The 17,828-nt window shown below is 68.5% G+C and carries 14 protein-coding genes and 1 riboswitch; of the genes, 8 read left to right on the top strand and 6 right to left on the bottom strand.

Translation table 11 applies throughout. From position 1 onward, the window contains the following. Positions 1–106: 106 nt before the first annotated feature. Positions 107–1,138: an alpha/beta fold hydrolase gene (locus tag OK345_RS07645; RefSeq protein WP_265127338.1), complete on the top strand. Its 1,032-nt coding sequence runs from the start codon at positions 107–109 to the stop codon at positions 1,136–1,138. A gap of 3 nt (positions 1,139–1,141) precedes the next feature. On the opposite strand, the gene OK345_RS07640 is transcribed toward OK345_RS07645, so the two are convergent. The 3 genes from OK345_RS07640 to metX are packed head-to-tail and all read right to left on the bottom strand — an operon-like array spanning position 1,142 to position 4,493. Beyond that, entirely contained in the window at positions 1,142–2,239 is a 1,098-nt protein-coding gene (locus OK345_RS07640; protein WP_265127337.1) for a homoserine dehydrogenase family protein, read from the bottom strand. Further along, complete coding sequence (locus OK345_RS07635) at positions 2,236–3,465, bottom strand: O-succinylhomoserine (thiol)-lyase (protein WP_265127336.1); 1,230 nt, start codon at positions 3,463–3,465, stop codon at positions 2,236–2,238. Before OK345_RS07635 ends, OK345_RS07640 begins: the two co-directional genes overlap by 4 nt. Beyond that, a complete protein-coding gene (metX, locus tag OK345_RS07630) occupies positions 3,462–4,493 on the bottom strand; it encodes a homoserine O-succinyltransferase MetX (protein WP_265127335.1) in 1,032 nt (343 codons plus the stop codon). The genes OK345_RS07635 and metX overlap by 4 nt, the downstream gene beginning before the upstream one ends. Before the next feature lie 69 nt (positions 4,494–4,562). After that, positions 4,563–4,681: riboswitch (SAM riboswitch) on the bottom strand. A 56-nt stretch (positions 4,682–4,737) separates the two neighbouring features. Here metX and OK345_RS07625 point away from each other — a divergent pair. The 4 genes from OK345_RS07625 to OK345_RS07610 all read left to right on the top strand — a co-directional run bounded on the left by OK345_RS07625 (position 4,738) and on the right by OK345_RS07610 (position 10,167). Beyond that, the gene (locus OK345_RS07625) at positions 4,738–5,718 is read left to right on the top strand and encodes a M23 family metallopeptidase (protein WP_265155009.1); all 981 of its coding nucleotides are present in this window, start codon (positions 4,738–4,740) and stop codon (positions 5,716–5,718) included. A 76-nt stretch (positions 5,719–5,794) separates the two neighbouring features. Further along, a complete protein-coding gene (locus OK345_RS07620; RefSeq protein WP_265127334.1) occupies positions 5,795–7,399 on the top strand; it encodes a peptide chain release factor 3 in 1,605 nt (534 codons plus the stop codon). An 85-nt stretch (positions 7,400–7,484) separates the two neighbouring features. Then, positions 7,485–8,117, top strand: coding sequence for a PAQR family membrane homeostasis protein TrhA (gene trhA, locus OK345_RS07615; protein ID WP_265127333.1), 633 nt, complete (start codon positions 7,485–7,487; stop codon positions 8,115–8,117). A 70-nt stretch (positions 8,118–8,187) separates the two neighbouring features. Beyond that, positions 8,188–10,167 carry an AsmA family protein gene (locus OK345_RS07610; RefSeq protein ID WP_265127332.1) on the top strand — a complete coding sequence of 660 codons (1,980 nt, stop codon included), beginning with the start codon at positions 8,188–8,190 and terminating at the stop codon, positions 10,165–10,167. Positions 10,168–10,170: 3 nt separating this feature from the next. Here the strand turns inward: OK345_RS07610 and OK345_RS07605 are convergent, their stop codons facing one another. The 3 genes from OK345_RS07605 to mtgA are packed head-to-tail and all read right to left on the bottom strand — an operon-like array spanning position 10,171 to position 12,375. Continuing rightward, on the bottom strand, positions 10,171–10,602 hold the full coding sequence (locus tag OK345_RS07605) for a CBS domain-containing protein (protein ID WP_265127331.1): 432 nt from the start codon (positions 10,600–10,602) through the stop codon (positions 10,171–10,173). Then, positions 10,562–11,581 (bottom strand): glycosyltransferase family 2 protein, encoded by a 1,020-nt coding sequence (locus OK345_RS07600; RefSeq protein ID WP_265127330.1) that lies wholly within the window; start codon positions 11,579–11,581, stop codon positions 10,562–10,564. Before OK345_RS07600 ends, OK345_RS07605 begins: the two co-directional genes overlap by 41 nt. Before the next feature lie 38 nt (positions 11,582–11,619). Beyond that, positions 11,620–12,375, bottom strand: a complete 756-nt coding sequence (gene mtgA / locus OK345_RS07595) for a monofunctional biosynthetic peptidoglycan transglycosylase (RefSeq protein WP_265127329.1) — start codon at positions 12,373–12,375, stop codon at positions 11,620–11,622. A gap of 79 nt (positions 12,376–12,454) precedes the next feature. Between mtgA and hslO the strand changes: the two genes are divergently transcribed. The 3 genes from hslO (at position 12,455) to OK345_RS07580 (ending at position 17,406) form a co-directional block, all read left to right on the top strand. Further along, the gene (gene hslO / locus OK345_RS07590) at positions 12,455–13,348 is read left to right on the top strand and encodes an Hsp33 family molecular chaperone HslO (protein WP_265127328.1); all 894 of its coding nucleotides are present in this window, start codon (positions 12,455–12,457) and stop codon (positions 13,346–13,348) included. A gap of 119 nt (positions 13,349–13,467) precedes the next feature. Further along, positions 13,468–14,334, top strand: a complete 867-nt coding sequence (locus OK345_RS07585; RefSeq protein WP_265127327.1) for an XOO1806 family protein — start codon at positions 13,468–13,470, stop codon at positions 14,332–14,334. A 237-nt stretch (positions 14,335–14,571) separates the two neighbouring features. After that, the gene (locus OK345_RS07580; protein ID WP_265127326.1) at positions 14,572–17,406 is read left to right on the top strand and encodes a TonB-dependent receptor; all 2,835 of its coding nucleotides are present in this window, start codon (positions 14,572–14,574) and stop codon (positions 17,404–17,406) included. The last annotated feature ends 422 nt before the right edge of the window (positions 17,407–17,828 follow it).

Below are 17,828 nucleotides of genomic sequence, written 5' to 3'. Positions count from 1 at the left end.
CCCCTGCGCAGAGGTCGCGCTCCGGCCATCCCGATGGACCTCCGGGTTGGCCATTCCCGGCCCGGCTCCATTAACGTGGCGGACAATTCCCCCCGGAGTCGCACCGATGCCCCGTTCCTCGCGCATCCTCGCCACCCTGCTGCTGGCCGGCAGCGCCGCCCTGGCCCATGCCCAGTCCCATGGCCCGCGCCTGGAAGGCTTCGACTACCCGTATCCGGTCCATACCTTCGCTTTCGATTCGCAGCAACAGGCGCTGGAGATGGCCTACCTGGACGTGCCGCCGGCCGGCTCCGCGTTCGCCGGCATCGTCGTCCTGCTGCACGGCAAGAACTTCTGCGCGGCCACCTGGGAAGACAGCATCCAGGCGCTCGCCGCCGCCGGCTACCGGGTGATCGCGCCGGACCAGATCGGCTTCTGCAAGTCCAGCAAGCCGGCCGCCTACCAGTACTCGTTCGGCCAGCTGGCGGCCAACACCGAGGCGCTGCTGCGGCATCTGGGCATCGATGGCGGCCAGGTGCACGTGGTCGGCCATTCGATGGGCGGCATGCTCGCCGCCCGCTTCGCGCTGATGTACCCGCAGCAGGTGGCCAGCCTGTCGCTGGTCAACCCGATCGGGCTGGAGGACTGGAAGGCACTGGGCGTGCCGTGGCGCAGCGTCGACGCCTGGTACGCCAACGAGCTGAAGACCGGCTACGACAGCATCCGCAACTACCAGCTGGAGGTCTATTACGACGGCCAGTGGAAGCCGGAGTACGAGCGCTGGGCGCGGATGCAGGCCGGGATGTACGCCGGTCCCGGCAGGCAGGCGGTGGCCTGGAGCCAGGCGCTGACCTCGGACATGGTGTTCAACCAGCCGGTGGTCTACGAACTGCAGGAACTGCGCGTACCCACCACGCTGTTCATCGGCCAGAAGGACCGCACCGCGATCGGCCGCGATCTGGCGCCGCCCGCGCTGAAGGCGACGCTCGGCGACTATCCGCGGTTGGGCAGGGCCGCCGCCGCGGCGATTCCCGGCGCGCGGCTGGTGGAGTTCGAGCAGCTGGGCCATTCGCCGCAGGTGCAGGACCCCGGACGCTTCAACGCCGCGCTGCTGGAAGCCCTGCGCACCACCGGCGTTCCTGCACGACCGGACCGCTGACGCTCAACCCGCAGGACCGCCGCGGACGATGGCCAGCACGTCATCCAGCAATGCTGCGGCGGTGACCTCGGCGCCGGCGCCCGGCCCCTGGATCAGCAGCGGCTGCGCGGCATAGCGATCGCTGTGGATGGCGACGCGGTTGTCGGTGCCGCTGCCGGCCGCCAGCGGATGGTCGGCCGCCAGTTCGCGCAGGGCCACGCTGGCGCCGTCGCGGTCGAAACGACCGACCACGCACAGGCACCGGCCGTGCGCCTGCGCCTGCTGCCAGCGCGCGGCCAGCGGCGCATCCAGCAGCGGCAATGCCGCGTCCAGCGCGGCCGGCGCGGCCGTGGCCAGCGCCGCCGGCACCAGCGATTCCACCCGCACCTGCTCCGCGTCCAGCGACACGCCTGCGGCGCGGGCCAGGATCAACAGCTTGCGGCGCACGTCCTCGCCGGACAGGTCGATCCGCGGGTCCGGCTCGGTATAGCCGGCCGCCGCCGCCTCGCGCACGCATTCGGAGAACGGCGTGCTGCCGTCGTAGCGATGGAACAGCCAGGCCAGCGAGCCGGACAGCACACCCTCGACCGCATGGATATGGTCGCCGCCGGCCACCAGCGCACGGATGCTGCCCAGCAACGGCAACCCGGCACCGACCGTGGCGCTGTCGCCGTAGCGCGCGCCGCTGTCGCGCCGCGCCTGGCCGATCGCCTGCGCCCGCGCCAGCTGCGCGCCCTGCCCCAGCTTGTTGGCGGTGACCACGTGCACGCCGCGCGTCAGCCACTGCACGTGCCAGTTGGCCACCTCTTCGCTGGCGGTGGCATCGACCACCACGTCGCCGGCCTGCAGGCCCTCGGCCTCGGCCCAGGGCTGCAACGGCACGGCCAGCCGCGGCGCGCGGTTGGCGTCGGCCAGCACCTGCTCCGGCGGCCGCACGCAGGCGTGGGCGATGCGCGAATTGGCCAGCCACGAAAACTGCGGCAGGTGCAGCCCGCGCGCCAGCAGCGACTGGTAGCGCCGCACGAAGGCGCTGCCCACGGTGCCGGTACCCAGCAGCGCCAGCTTCGGTGCCCGCGCCGTCGCCGGCGGTTGCCGCAGCAGCTCCGATGCCAGCGCGCTCACGCATCCACCCGCTCGAGCCGCGGCGCTTTCGCGCCGGCGTCGATCGCCTGCTGCGCGCGCGCCAGCCCGGCCCGCAGGTCGGCCAGCAGGTCGTCGGCGGACTCGATGCCCACCGACAGCCGCAGCAGGCCGTCGCCGATGCCGGCGGTGGCGCGCGCCTCGGGCGTCATCGCCGCATGGGTCATCGACGCCGGATGCGCGACCAGGCTTTCCACCCCGCCCAGCGATTCGGCCAGGGTGAAGTAGCGCAGCCCGTCCACCAGCGCGCGCACCGCCTCCTCGCCGCCCTGCAGCTCGAAGCTGATCATCGCGCCGAACCCCGTCTGCTGGCGCGCGGCCACTGCATGGCCCGGGTGCGCGGCCAGCCCCGGGTAGTACACCCTGGCCACCGCATCGTGTTCCTGCAGCAGCTCGACGATGGCCGCGGCGTTCTCCTGGTGCACGCGCAGCCGCGCATCCAGCGTGCGCAGGCCGCGCAGGGTCAGGAACGCATCGAACGGCGAACCGGTCAGGCCCAGCGCATTGGCCCACCACACCAGTTGCTGGTGCAGCTCGGCATCGCGCGCGATCACCGCGCCGCCGACCACGTCGCTGTGGCCGTTGACGTACTTGGTGGTGGAGTGGATCACCAGGTCGGCGCCGAACGCGATCGGCTTCTGCAGCGCCGGCGACAGGAAGGTGTTGTCCACCACCGCCAACGCGCCGGCACGGTGCGCAGCCTCGATCACGAAGCGCAGGTCGGTGATGCGCAGCAGCGGGTTGGAGGGGGTCTCGATCAGCACCAGCTTGGGCGACCGCGCCAGTGCGTCGGCCAGCGAGCGCGGGTCGGTCAGGTCGGCGGTGATCAGCTCGAAGTGGCCCTTGCGCGACAGCGCGTCGAACAGCCGCCAGCTGCCGCCGTAGGCGTCGTGCGGCACCACCAGGCGGTCGCCGGGCTGCAGCAGCGCGTTGAGCACCAGGTTGATCGCGCCCATGCCGGTGGCGGTGACCACGCCGCCGGCGCCGCCTTCCAGCTGCGCCAGCGCCTCGCCGAGCAGGTCGCGGGTGGGGTTGCCGCTGCGGGTGTAGTCGTACTGGCGCTTGTTGCCGAAGCCGTCGAAGCTGAAGTTGGACGACAGCACGATCGGCGGGGTCACCGCGCCGTGGGCGGTGTCGCAGTCGATGCCGGCACGTACCGCGGCGGTGGCGCTGCTACAGGAAGACTCGGTCGCGGTGGACAGGCTCATGCGGTTTCTCCGGAGGTGCGTAGGGCGGTGGCGAGGATCGCGTCGATGCGATCGGTTTCTTTCAGGAAGGCGTCGTGGCCGTAGGGCGAGCGCAGCACCCGCAGGCTGCCGCGCGGCCCCAGGCCCTCGACCAGCGAGACCAGGTCGGACAGCGGCACCAGGCGATCGCCCTCGACCGCGACCACCACCGTCGGCACCGCCACCGCGGCCGGGTCGACCCGGTGCAGGTCGATCGATTCGGACAGGCGCAGGTAGGCATCGACCTGGGTACGGGCGACGTACTGCGCGCCGGCGGCGTCCAGGTAGTCCTCGGCGGCCACGCGCACGCGGCCGTTGACCACTTCCGGCGCGGCGTCGAAGCGCTCGCCGAATTCCTCCGGGGTGCGGTAGCTGAGCATCGCGAACTGCCGCGCCAGCGCCAGCCCGTGGCTTTCGGCGCACTGCAGCTGGCCCAGCGCCACCGCGCGGCGCTGCAATGCGCGCCACGCCGAGGCATAGGGATGCGGGCGATGCGCGCCGCTCACCGCCACCAGCCGCTGCAACCGCTGCGGATGGCGGATCGCCAGCTGCAGGCCGACCAGCGCGCCGTAGGAGTAGCCGACGAATCCGTGCAGCCGGGCGATGCCCAGCGCGTCGAGCAGCAGCGCGACCGCATCGGCCTGGTCGGCAGTGTCGATGGGCGCGTCCAGGCCGCCGTCGGCGCCGACGAAATCGAACGCCAGCACCCGCCGCTGCGCCGGGTCCAGCGCGCGGCCGGCGCCCACCAGGCCTTCGGCCCAGCCCTTTTCCGGGAAGACCGCATTGGCCGCGACATGGCGATGGGCGGAAATGCCGCCGGCCAGCAGCACCACTGGCGCCTGCGCCGCGCCGGCCAGTTCGTAGCGCACGCGCAGCGGCCGCAGCCCGGCATGGCGCATCGGCAGCGCCAGCGCGACCTCGCCGCGCACGGCGAAACCGCCATCGTCGTCGGCGGGCGGCGTGGGGGCGAGGAACGGATCGGGGGCGCTGGCAGTGTTCACGAGGCTCATGGCGATATCCGGGTGGAAACGGCCATCGAGCTTCGCGGAGCTCGCGTTCGACGTGCGAAGGCACGGTTCGAACCATCTTTCGGCGGACGCGCAGGTCCCCGCAGGATTTGGCACCTACGCGGTCGCTTGCGCTTCCGCGGGCTGCCCCGGCATCAAAGGGCCTGTCCCTCCGCCGGTCTCGATGGTGCGGCCACGATGCCAGCCCATTCGGCACATGTCAATCTCTTTATTCGGATAAAGCGATATGATTTTCCGGCATGACGGCGCCGGCCGCATAATCGGCCGCTCCCCACGCCACGACTCTCCCGCCACCTTGCGCTGCCGCCGCTCCATCGCCTGCCTGTCCGTCCTGCTGCTCCTGCCGCTGTCCCTGGCCGCGACCCCGGCCGGCAGCCAGTGGCGCCAGGGTTGGGGACTGACCCGCCCGGCGACGCCGCCTCCGGCCGACGACACCCCTGCCGGCGATGCCGGCGCACTGGCGCGGCTGCGGCTGGAAGGCGCCGCGCCGCGCTACCAGGCACGGGTGGACAACCTGCTCGCCGGGCCGCTGCAGGTGCAGCTGCGCGACCGGCAGCCGGGAAAAGCCACCGCCCTGCCCGCGCTGCCGCTGCGCACCGTGCTGCCGACCGGTGCCAGCCGGGTACTCGCCCACCTGCACCTGGCCACCGACGGCAGCCGCAGCGGCCTCGACCTGGTGCTGGATGCGGTGCCCGGCGATCCGGCGGCACGGCCGCGCGACCATCTCTACCGGCTGCCGTTCGAAGGCGAGCGCATCCGTGTCGACCAGGGCTTCGGCGGCCGTTTCAGCCATGCCGACGCGCAGAACCGCCACGCGGTCGATTTCGCCCTGCCCGAAGGCACGCCGGTGCTGGCCGCGCGCGCCGGCACGGTGATGCAGGTGCAGGACGGCCATGCCGACGGCAGCCGCGAGCGCGAACGCGCGGCCGACCGCGCCAACCTGGTGCGCATCCTCCACGACGACGGCAGCATGGCGGTCTACGCGCACCTGCTGGCTGGCGTGCCGGTGCGCCCCGGGCAGCGGGTGGAGGCCGGCCAGCGCATCGGCCTGTCCGGCAACACCGGCTTCAGCACCGCGCCGCACCTGCATTTCGCGGTACAGGCCAATACCGGCCTGCGCCTGCAGTCAATCCCGTTCCGCATGACCTCCCCCCGCGGCGAGCTGCGCTTCCCGCGCGACAGCGACGACGACGCCCGCGCGCCCTGATCCGCGCGCAGGCGGGCGGACCGCTATAATCACCGCCTTCCTTTTTCCTGATGCGCCCCCGGCGGGCGCGCTCGCCATGTCCGAAGTCGCTACCGAAGCTGCGCGCCGCCGCACCTTCGCCATCATTTCCCACCCTGACGCCGGCAAGACCACGCTGACCGAGAAGCTGCTGCTGTTCGGCGGCGCGATCCAGATGGCCGGCTCGGTGAAGTCGCGCAAGACCAGCCGCCACGCCACCTCCGACTGGATGGCGCTGGAGAAGGAGCGCGGCATCTCGGTGACCTCGTCGGTGATGCAGTTCCCGTATGGCGACAAGATCGTCAACCTGCTCGACACCCCCGGCCATGCCGACTTCGGCGAGGACACCTACCGCGTGCTGACCGCGGTGGACTCGGCGCTGATGGTGATCGACGTGGCCAAGGGCGTGGAGGAACGCACCATCAAGCTGATGGAAGTGTGCCGGCTGCGCGACACCCCGATCATGACCTTCATCAACAAGCTCGACCGCGAGGGCAAGGACCCGATCGAGTTGCTGGACGAAGTGGAGACCGTGCTCGGCATCCAGTGCGCGCCGGTGACCTGGCCGATCGGCATGGGCCAGCGCCTGAAGGGCGTGGTGCACCTGCTCACCGGCGAGGTGCACCTGTACGAGCAGGGCCGCAACTTCACCCGCCAGGACTCGACCATCTTTCCGTCGCTGGATGCGCCGGGACTGGCCGAGAAGATCGGCGAGCGGATGCTGGCCGAGCTGCGCGACGAACTGGAACTGGTGCAGGGCGCCAGCCACCCGTTCGACGTGGCCGAGTACCTGGCCGGCCGGCAGACGCCGGTGTTCTTCGGCTCGGGCGTCAACAACTTCGGCGTGCAGCCGCTGCTGGACTTCTTCGTCGAGCATGCGCCGGCGCCGCAGCCGCGCGCCACCACCGGCCGCGACATCGCCCCGCAGGAAGACAAGCTCACCGGCTTCGTCTTCAAGATCCAGGCCAACATGGACCCGCAGCACCGCGACCGGGTGGCGTTCATGCGGGTGTGCTCGGGCCGCTTCAACGCCGGCATGAAGACCTTCCACGTGCGCAGCGGCAAGGAGATGAAGCTGGCCAACGCGCTGACCTTCATGGCCTCCGACCGCGAGATCGCCGCCGAGGCGTGGCCGGGCGACGTGATCGGCATCCACAACCACGGCACCATCTCCATCGGCGACACCTTCACCGAGGGCGAGGCGGTCACGTTCACCGGCATCCCCAACTTCGCCCCGGAACTGTTCCGTCGCGCGCGCTTGAAGGACCCGCTCAAGCTCAAGCAGCTGCAGAAGGGCCTGGCGCAGCTGTCCGAGGAGGGCGCCACCCAGTTCTTCCGCCCGATCATGAGCAACGACCTGATCCTGGGCGCGGTCGGCGTACTGCAGTTCGACGTGGCCGCCTACCGGTTGAAGGACGAGTACGGCGTGGAAGCCATCTTCGAACCGGTCGGCGTGGTCACCGCGCGCTGGGTGCATTGCGACAACGCGAAGAAGCTGGAGGAGTTCCGCGAGAAGAACGCCAACAACCTCGCCGTGGACGCGGCCGGGCAACTGGTCTATCTCGCACCGACCCGCGTCAACCTGCAACTGGCGCAGGAGCGCGCGCCGGACGTGCGCTTCTCGGCCACCCGCGAGGCCGCGCACAGCGTCTCGGTCGAGTGAACCCGGCAGGCCCGCGTGCAAGCGCGGGCCATCGCGGCGATGATAGCGGGGAGCGGGCTCCCCCCACCCCGCACTCCGGACTTCCATGACCTCCGCCGCATCGATCCGTGAAGAAATCGCCAGCGCCCTGACCCACGGCCTGGGCGCCGTCGCCGCACTGGCCGCCGGCGCCGTGCTGATCACCCTGGCCGCGATCTACGGCGACGCCTGGCAACTGGCCAGCGCCATCGTCTTCGGCGTCGCCCTGCTGCTGCTCTACACCGCCTCCACCCTGTACCACGCGATCCAGCACCCGGTCGCCAAGGGCCGGCTCAAGGTGTTCGACCACTGCGCGATCTACCTGCTGATCGCCGGCACCTACACCCCGTTCACCCTGATCGGCCTGCGCGGCCCGTGGGGCTGGGGCCTGTTCGCCGCGATCTGGGCGCTGGCGCTGTTCGGCGTGGTGTTCAAGCTGTTCTACACCGGCCGCTTCAAGCTGCTGTCCACCATCGTCTACATCGCCATGGGCTGGCTGGTGCTGGTGGCGATCAAGCCGATGTGGAGCTCGCTGGATGGCTGGACCATCGGCTGGCTGTTCGCCGGCGGCGTGTTCTACACCCTAGGCACCTGGTTCTACCACCGCGAATCGATTCCGTACTCGCACGCGATCTGGCACCTGTTCGTGATCGGCGGCAGCGTCTGCCACTTCGTCTCGGTCACCGCGCAGATCCTCTGAGCGACGCCGCGATCCGTGCGGGCAACGCGCTTTCGCGCTGCCTGCACGTCGCATCGCCAACCATGGGCGCATGAACGATGGCGCCCCGACTCCCGCAAGCGGTGCGGCCACCGGCCGCCGCTGGCAGGTTCCCGGAACCCGTGGCCAACGCTGGCTCGCCGCCGCGGCGATGGTGCTGGGGCTGCTGGCGCTGTTCTTCGCCCTGTTCGACTGGAACTGGTTCAAGGGCCCGCTGGAACGGGCGGTACAGGCGCGTACCGGGCGCGAATTCCGCATCGCCGGCAATCTCGACGTCGACCTGGGCAGTACCACCACCCTGCGTGGCGACCGCCTGACGTTCGCCAACGCGCCATGGGCCGAACGTGCCGACATGGCCAGCGCCGACCGCGCCGAGATCGACCTACGCCTCTGGCCGCTGCTGCGCGGCCGCGTGCACATTCCCGAGATCCGCCTCACCCGCCCCGACCTGCTGCTGCAGACCGCGCCGACGGCGGGCGAACCGGGCAACTGGGATTTCCTCGGCGAACCCGGCGGTGGCGATGGACCGGTACTGCAGCGCCTGCTGATCGACGACGGTCGCCTGCAGTTCGTCGATGCCGCCGGCAGGACCGACATCCAGGTCACGCTCGACAGCGGCGAGCGCAAGGACGGCGACGCCGCGCCGCCGTTGCTGGTACGCGGCAAGGGCCGCTGGCAGGGCAATGCGTTCACCCTGCACGGCAACACCGAATCGCCACTGGAGCTGACCAGCAGCGACCATCCGTTCCGCATCCATCTCGATGGCCGCGCCGGCAGCACCCATGCCATCGCCAGCGGCACCCTGACCAATCCCTTCCAGTTGCGCACCTTCGACCTGCAACTGACGCTCAGCGGCCAGGACATGGAGGACCTGTACCCGCTGATCGGCCTGGCCATCCCCTCCACCCCGCCCTACCGGCTCGATGGCCGGCTCAAGCGCGACAACGAGGTCTGGCACTACGAGGACTTCACCGGCACCGCCGGCGACAGCGACCTGGCGGGCACCGCGCAGATCGACGTCGGCGGCGAGCGCCCGTTCCTGAAAGCCGACCTGGTCTCGAAACGGCTGGATTTCGACGACCTGGCCGGATTCGTCGGCGCGCCGCCGAAGACCGGCGCCGGCGAATCGGCCAACGCCGCGCAGAAGGCGCAGGCGGCGCAGCTGGCGGCCAGCGGCCGGATCCTGCCGGACACGCCCTACGACCTGGGCAAGCTGCGGGCGATGGACGCGGACGTGCGCTGGAAGGCGCAGCGCATCGACTCGCCGCCGCTGCCGCTGGACGACATGGATGCGCACCTGCTGCTCGACGACGGCCTGCTGCGGCTGGAGCCGCTCAACTTCGGTGTCGCCGGCGGCGACATCCGCAGCACGATCCGCATGGATGCGCGCAAACAGACCATCTCCACCCGGCTGCAGGCCAGCGTGCGCGGGCTGCAGCTGGGACAGCTGTTCCCGGACGCCAGGCTGGCCGAGCAGGCGTCGGGCGGGATCAACGGCGAGATCGACATCGCCGGCAACGGCAACTCGATCGCCGCCATGCTCGGCAGCTCCGACGGCAACATCGCGCTGGGCATGGGCCGCGGCCACATCGGCAACCTGGTGATGGAACTGGCCGGACTGGACGTGGCCGAATCGCTGAAGTTCCTGCTCACCGGCGACCGCCAGATCCCCCTGCGCTGCGCGTTCGGCGACTTCAGGGTGAAGGACGGGGTGATGCAATCGCGGGCGCTGGCCTTCGATACCAGCGACACCCTGATCGTCGGCGAAGGCAGCATCAGCCTGAAGGAGGAAACCCTGGACCTGCTGCTGAAACCGCGGCCGAAGGACATCAGCCTGCTGGTGCTGCGCTCGCCGCTGCGCATCGGCGGCAGCTTCAAGGACCCTTCGTTCCGGCCCGACTTCAAGGCGCTGGGCCTGCGTGGCGCGCTCGCCGTGACCCTGGCCAGCATCGCCCCGCCGGCCGCGCTGCTGGCCACGTTCGAACCCGGCCCGGGCGAGGACAGCGACTGCGGCGGCAAGTACGCGAAGTGAGGCTCAGCCGGAGACGATGTAGTGCTGCAGGTGGTCCAGTTCCTGCCGCTGCTCCTCGATGACCGCCTTGACCAGGTCGCCGATCGAGATGACCCCGATCACTTCGCCCTGCTCCAGCACCGGCAGATGGCGGATGCGGCGGTTGGTGACCACCTGCAGGCATTCGTTGACTTCCGCATCCGGCGCCACCGTGACCACCTCGGCGGTCATGATCTCGCGCACCGGCGTGTTGGCCGAGGAGCGGTCGCGCAGCACGATCTTCCGCGCGTAGTCGCGCTCGGACATGATCCCGGCCAGGCGCCTGCCGTCCATCACCAGCACCGCGCCCACGCCCTTTTCCGCCATCAGGCGGATCGCCTCGATCACCGCGGCGTCCGGGGATACCGCATAGACCTCAGGGGCCTTCCCTCCGAGCAACTGCCGAACGGTTTGCATCTCGCTCTCCTCCAACCAGGGGCTCGACCACCGATACTGCCACGCCCGGCGCCTGCCAGGTGTCAACCAGGTACAGCGGCCGGCGCTTGGCCTCCTCGTACAGCCGCCCGAGGTACTCGCCGATCAGGCCCAGCGCGATCAGCTGCACGCCGCCCAGGAACAGGATCACCGCCATCATCGTCGGCCAGCCGGCCACGCGGTCGCCGTACAGCGCCGCCTTGCCCACCACCCACAGCGCGAAACCGAACGCCGAGGCCGCGGTGAACAGGCCCAGGTAGGTGGCCACGCGCAGCGGCGCGGTGGAGAAGCTGGTGATGCCCTCCAGCGCGAAGTTCCACAACCGCCACCAGCCGAACTTGCTGTTGCCGGCCAGCCGCGGCCCGCGCCGGTACGGCAGCGCCACCCGCCGGAAGCCCACCCAGCCGAACAATCCCTTCATGAAGCGGTGGCGCTCGCGCAGCTGCTTCAGCGCCGCCAGCGCGCGCGGCGACAACAGGCGGAAATCGCCGGTATCGGCGGGAATCGGCGTCTTCGACAGGCGCCCGATCACCCGGTAGAACGCCGAGGCCGTGGCGCGCTTGATCCAGCCCTCGCCCTCGCGCGCCAGGCGCGTGCCGAAGACATCGTCGTAGCCCTCGCGCCACAACGCCACGAACTGCGGAATCAGTTCCGGCGGGTCCTGGCCATCGGCATCGAGGATCAGCGCCGCGCCCTCCTCGACGAAATCCAGCCCCGCGGTCAGCGCCGCCTCCTTGCCGAAGTTGCGCGACAGCCGCAACGCGGCGACCCGCGGGTCTTCCTGCGCCAGCCGCTGCATCACCTCCCAGGTAGCGTCGCTGCTGCCGTCATCCACGTACAGCACGTGGCCTTCCAGTCCCGGAATCGCGTCCAGCGCCTGGCGGATGCGCGGATGCACCAGCGGCAGCGCGGCGGCCTCGTCATGGGCGGCGACGACAACGGTGAGGCGATCGCTATTCATCGGACGATTCTATGCGGCGGCGGCGCAGGGCGCAGCCGTCAACGGCCTTCTTCCAGATATGCGTTGCCGCCCAGCTGGCGGGCCTGGCGCTGGATCCAGGCCGCGCGTCGCTGCACATAGGGACCCGGTTGCCGCGCGTCGTAGCGGCGCGGCGCCGGCAGCACCGCCGCCAGGCGCGCGCTTTCGTTGGCGCTCAACTGCGCCGCATCCTTGCCCCAGAACTGCTGCGATGCCGCCTGCACGCCATAGATGCCGTCGCCGAACTCGGCGATGTTGGCGTAGATCTCCAGGATCCGCGATTTCGGCCACAACGCCTCGATCAGCACCGTGTACCAGGCCTCCAGCCCCTTGCGCAGCCAGCTGCGCCCCTGCCACAGGAACAGGTTCTTGGCCACCTGCTGGCTGATGGTGCTGGCCCCGCGCAGGCGCCCGCCCTGCACGTTGTGGCTGCGCGCCTTCCTGATCGCCTCCAGGTCGAAACCGCGGTGCAGCGGGAACCGCTGGTCCTCGGCCGCCACCAGCGAGATCGGGACGCTGGCCGACATCCGTCCCAGGTCGCGCCACTGGTAATGCACCCGGTACTTCCAGTCGCCCTCGCCCCAGGCTTCCAGCTGCCGCCATGCCATCACCGTGGAACAGGGTGGGTCGACGAACCGCAGCACCAGCACCTGCAGCACGGTGAATGCAACGAACAGCACCGGCAGCGCCAGCAACACCCGCCACAGGCGACGGCGCCACGGCCGCCGCGCGGCGACCGCCTCTGCTGCCTTGACCTTGTCGTGCCCAGCCCCCATTGCAGGTGCATCCCTTCCCGATCCGGTGTCTGCCGCATTATCCGGCAACCGGCTTCCCCTACGCACAGACACCGAACCCATGACCGACCAGCACGACCTCCTCGTCCGCTTCCTGCTCCCCGAAGCCGGCGTCCGCGGCGTCCATGTCCAGCTCGCCGACACCTGGCGCGAGATCCTGTCCCATGCCGACTATCCCGCCGCGGCCATCCGCTTGCTGGGCGAAGCCTGCGCGGCATCGGCACTGTTCACCGGCCACACCAAGGTCGACGGCCGGCTCTCCATCCAGCTGCGCAGCCGCGGCGCGTTGCGCACCCTGTTCGCCGAATGCACCGCCGCCGGCACCCTGCGCGGCATCGTGCAACTGCAGGAGGGAGAGGACGCACCGCTGGACCTGCGCCGCCTGGGCGACGACGCCCTGCTGGCCATCACCATCGAGAACCCGGGACTGGACCCGCGCGAGCCGCAGCGCTACCAGAGCCTAGTGGCGCTGGACGCAGAAGGCTTGGACCAGGCCTTCGAGGACTATTTCCGCCAGTCCGAACAGCTGCCCACCCGCCTGCTGCTGGCCGCCGACGGCGATCGCGCCACCGGCCTGCTGCTGCAGAAGCTGCCGGGCGACAGCGGCGACGACGACGGCTGGACCCGGGTCGGCGCGCTGTTCGACACCCTGGGACAGGACGAGCTGCTGGACCTGCCCGCCCCGGAACTGCTGCACCGCCTGTTCCACGAGGAAGCCCCGGAACGGCTGGGCAGCAAGCCGCTGCGTTTCGCCTGTTCCTGCTCGCGCGAGCGGGTGGGCTCGATGCTGCAGTCGCTGGGCGAGGAAGAAGCCCGCGCCGCCGCCGAACCCACCGGACAGGTGGAAGTGCGCTGCGAGTTCTGCGGGCGCGAATATCACTTCCCTTTGACCGAATTCGGCGTATTGTTCGCCGATACACCGGCCACGCAACGTGCGCCGGACCGGCTGCAGTGAAACTGTGACGAGTTGCGTTCTGGGGAGGACGGAGACTTGTTAAGGATTCATAAACGACCTAGGATCTGGAGCCCGCTGCTGCGGGAACTTCCTGTCTGCCCCCGTGTCTGAGATATCCCATGCGACCCCTCCTGCGCCTGCCGCTAGCCCTGCTGATCGCCCTTGGCGCGATCACGGGCGTGCACGCGCAGAGCGTGCCCGGCACCCAGGACAGCACCGTGCTGCCGATCTGGAACAAGGGCAGCGGCAAGGTCGAAGCGCTGCTGTACCTGGAGCCCACCGGCGAACAGATGACCGGCGCGCGCTGGCATTTCGGCCGCAACTCGCTGGATGCCGCCTTCGGGCTCTCCTCCGGCGACTCCCTCGGCCTGCTGTGCAACAGCAGCCGCGGCAGCAGCATCAGCGGGCTGGCCAGCCACTGCATGCTCGCCAGCCTGGGCGATGACGACGAGGACGACAACGGACTGGGCCGGCGGATTTCCGCCACCACCAGCTTCAACCGGCCCGGCGGGCGCGTCGGGCTGTCCGCCGGCACCGGCCGCGACACCCTGCCCGCATGGCTTTCCGGCAACGGCAAGACCCCGGCGATGCGCATGGAACAGAACGACCTGACGGTCTTCGGCCAGAAGAACATCGGCCGCGAAGGCTTCGTCTCCATCGGCGGCACCTACGCCAAGGCCCGTCTGGTGCCGCTGGCCGACGCCGGCCCGGCCCTGGTCGACCAGTGGGACAGCAAGAGCCTGAGCATCGGCGGCGGCTACGGCCCGTTCAGCGCCAACATCATCGGCCGCGTCGTCGACGCCCCCGGCCAGCCAGGCAAATGGGAAGGCTTGGGCCTGGGCCTGACCTGGCGCACCCCGTGGAGCGGCCAGCTCACGGTAGGCGCGGAGAACGTCATCACCCGCGGCAAGAACCCGTTCTCGCCGCGCAACGAGAGCAACGGCGAAGGTACGGTCCCGTACGTCAGGTACGAGCAGGACCTTTAGGCCGATCATTCCCAGTCCGGTGTTCCAACGACAAGCCCAAAGGCGCCCTGCAGGGCGCTTTTTTTCTGCGCGCCCCCCCCGTTATCACACTCGCTTCTCTTTCTTCTTAACGCCGCTTTAATTTTTCATCGGGGCCGGCTACCATCGGGTCACCCTTCGGTTCTTGGCGTCGTCCTTCGACTCCACCGCAGGCCAAACCCTTCGCAATGTCCAAGTTCACTTGGAGAGAGAGAGCCAATGAATTGCAAGACCAACAAGCTGCGCGACGCGGTTGTCTTCGCGCTAGTCGTAGGCGCAGGCAGCAGCGGCGTTGCCATCGCTCAGGAATCCGGCAGCACCACCAACCTTGACCGTATCGAGGTCACCGGTTCGCGTATCCGCCAGGTTGATGTCGAATCCGCTCAACCGGTTCTGACGATCTCCCGCCAGGACATCGAGTCCCAGGGCTTCAGCTCTGTCGCCGATATCCTGCAGAACATCTCGGCCGCCGGCAGCCCCTCGTTCAGCCGTGCCTCCCCGCTGACCTCCAACCAGGAGGCCGGCGGCCAGTACATCGACCTGCGCAACCTGGGTGCCCAGCGCACTCTGGTGCTGGTCAACGGCAAGCGCCTGGGTATCAGCCCGAATGGTTACCAAGACGTGTCGAGCATTCCGAGTGTGATGGTCGAGCGCATCGAGGTACTGAAGGACGGCGCCTCGTCGATCTATGGCTCCGACGCGATGGCGGGCGTGATCAACATCATCACCCGCAAGAACTTCGAAGGTGCTGAAGCCAATGCCTATATCGGCCAGTACAGCCAGGGCGACGGCAAGAAGCAGAGCTACGACTTCATGGTCGGCTTCTCCGGCGAACGTGGTTCGGTGACCGTCGGCGCGGAATATCACAAGGAAGAAGCAGTCTGGGCCCAGGATCGCTGGTTCTCCGAAGACACCCGTCCGGGCTACCCGACCTCCGGCCTGACGACCGTCGGCCAGTGGGGCAATTGGCGCCGCGTGGGCGCTGCCTCCACGGCCCCCTGGTATGCCCCGAATCGCGGTAGCGATGCGCTGGAAGAATCCGATTTCCACGTGCAGACCATGGACGACACGAGCCGCAGCTCGGACCAGATGCACCTGCTGACTCCGCTCGAGCGTCGCGCGCTGTATGTAAACGCCAACTACGACATCACCGACAATATCCGCTTCACGACCGACATCGGCTACACCAAGCGCGAGTCGTTCCGCCAGATCGCGGGTTATCCGCTGCAATCCACCGCCGTGGATGCGCCGATGTCCACCGACAGTTACTTCAACCCGACCGGTGGCGATTCGGTGGTTGACTGGCGTCGTCGTGGCTGGGAAGTGCCGCGCACCACCGCCACCGACCAGACCACCTGGCGCTTTACCGCCGCCCTGGAAGGCTCCTTCGAAATCGGTGAGCGTTACTTCGACTGGGATGCTGGCTACCTGTTCAACGAAAGCGACACCAGCATTGTCAACAATGGCAACTTCTACATTCCGGCCGTTCAAGCTGCAGTCGGGCCGTCGTTCCTGAACTCCTCCGGCCAGGTTCAGTGCGGTACTGCCGCCAACCCCATCAGCCTGACGGAATGCGTGCCGTGGAACCCGTTTGCCGGTTTCGGCACCGGCGCGGTCGCCAACTCGCTGGACGACGAGGCAGTCCGCAACTTCCTGTTCCGCGAAGAACATGCCATCGGCAACACCAAAACCAATAGCTACTTCGCCAACCTTGCCGGCTCGCTGTTCGCCCTTCCGGCTGGCGACCTTGGCTTCGCGGTCGGCTATGAATACCGCAAGGAAGAAGGTGGCTTCTCGCCCGACGCAATCTCCCAGTCCGGCAACTCGACCAACCTGGCTGCCGGTTCGACGTACGGCTCCTACGCGGTCGATGAAGTCTATCTGGAACTGAACGTGCCGATCCTGGCCAACCTGCCGGGCGCCCAAGAGCTGACCTTCAACGCCGCCACGCGCTATTCGGACTTCAACACCTTCGGCGACACCACCAATAACAAGTTCGGCCTGAAGTGGCGCCCGATCGACGACCTGCTGGTCCGCGCGACCTATGCTGAAGGTTTCCGTGCTCCGACCATCGGCAACCTGTATGGCGGCGGCTCGCAGACCTTTACCACCGGCTTTGCCGATCCATGCGACAGCGTCTACGGCGTTGCCCGTGGCAGCGCACGCTGCCTGCAGGACGTAGCTGCCGACTATCGTCAGCTGAAGCAGGGCTTCGTCCCCACCACCAGTAGTTCCGACCAGACCCCGGTACCGTTCACCAGCGGCTCGAACCCGAACCTGCAGCCGGAAAAGTCTGAGTCCAAGACGATCGGCCTGGTGTACAGCCCAAGCTTCGTTTCGGGGCTGACCGCATCGGTTGACTGGTGGAGCATCCGCATCGATGACACCATGGTGTCTGACAGCCCGAACCTGATCGTGGAAGACTGCTATGTCGCCTTGATCGAATCGCGTTGCGCCAACTTCACCCGTGATCCGGTTACCGGCATCGTCACCAACCTCAAGTATGGTCTGCGCAACGCCGGCTACACCGAGACGGAAGGCTTCGATGTTGACCTGAACTACGCGTTCGAAACCGGCTTTGGCCGCTTCACTGCCAAGTGGGCTACCACCTACGTCAGCAAGTATGAGTCCAAGGCCACCAACGATCCGGCAACGGTCCCGAACCAGTGGAACGGCCGTAATGCGTACTTCCGCACCCGCTCCAACTTCAACCTGAACTGGAAGCTGGAAGACTGGTCGGTCAACTGGGGCGTGCGCTACTACTCCGGGACCAAGGAGAATTGCTCGTACTCCGACCGCTGCAATATCCCGGACTGGGCGGCTCCTGAAACCTTGGGCCGCATCGTGCCGAAGAACCAGTTGGGTTCCAACGCCTTCCACGACCTTCAGGTCAGCTGGTCGGCCCCGTGGGACGCCCGCATCGCAGTCGGCGCGAACAACGTGTTCAACCACTACGCCGCTCCGATGTACTCGCAGCAGTCCTCGAACTTCGCCTATTACGGCGGCTTCGATATCGGCCGCTTCGTCTACGTCAAGTACCAGCAGAACTTCTGATCCCAAAGGTTCCAAGGTCCATACCACACTACGGCCCCGAAAGGGGCCGTAGTCATTTTCGAACTCCAGAAGCCGCAGAAGGGTCAAGGCACAGGAATCAACCATTTAACCTATCTTTAATTAGCGCCCAATCCTCGCCACTATCGGAGCACTGACGGGTTTTTGGCGCCCCTACTTTGGGCACCTCTCGCAGTCACAACTCAAGATCTGGAGAGAGAGCAGATGAACAAGTCACGCAAGCTGTGCGACGCCATCAACATCGCGCTCGCAGCAGGCATCACCAGCGTTGCCCTCACCGACGTCCCCCCCGCCTTCAGTAGCACGGCGGTTTAGAGTCCGGGATCAATCGTAGCGGATGCCAGCTGGCTGGCGTAGTCGCTCGGGGTCAGTCCGCCGAGCACCTTCTTGGGTCGCTCCTCGTT

Origin of the sequence: Xanthomonas chitinilytica, assembly GCF_026107455.2 — a bacterium.
In the GTDB taxonomy this organism is placed as follows: domain Bacteria; phylum Pseudomonadota; class Gammaproteobacteria; order Xanthomonadales; family Xanthomonadaceae; genus Stenotrophomonas; species Stenotrophomonas chitinilytica.
The sequence above is the reverse complement of the archived record's forward strand: the minus strand, read 5'-3'. Positions and strand labels throughout refer to the sequence as shown.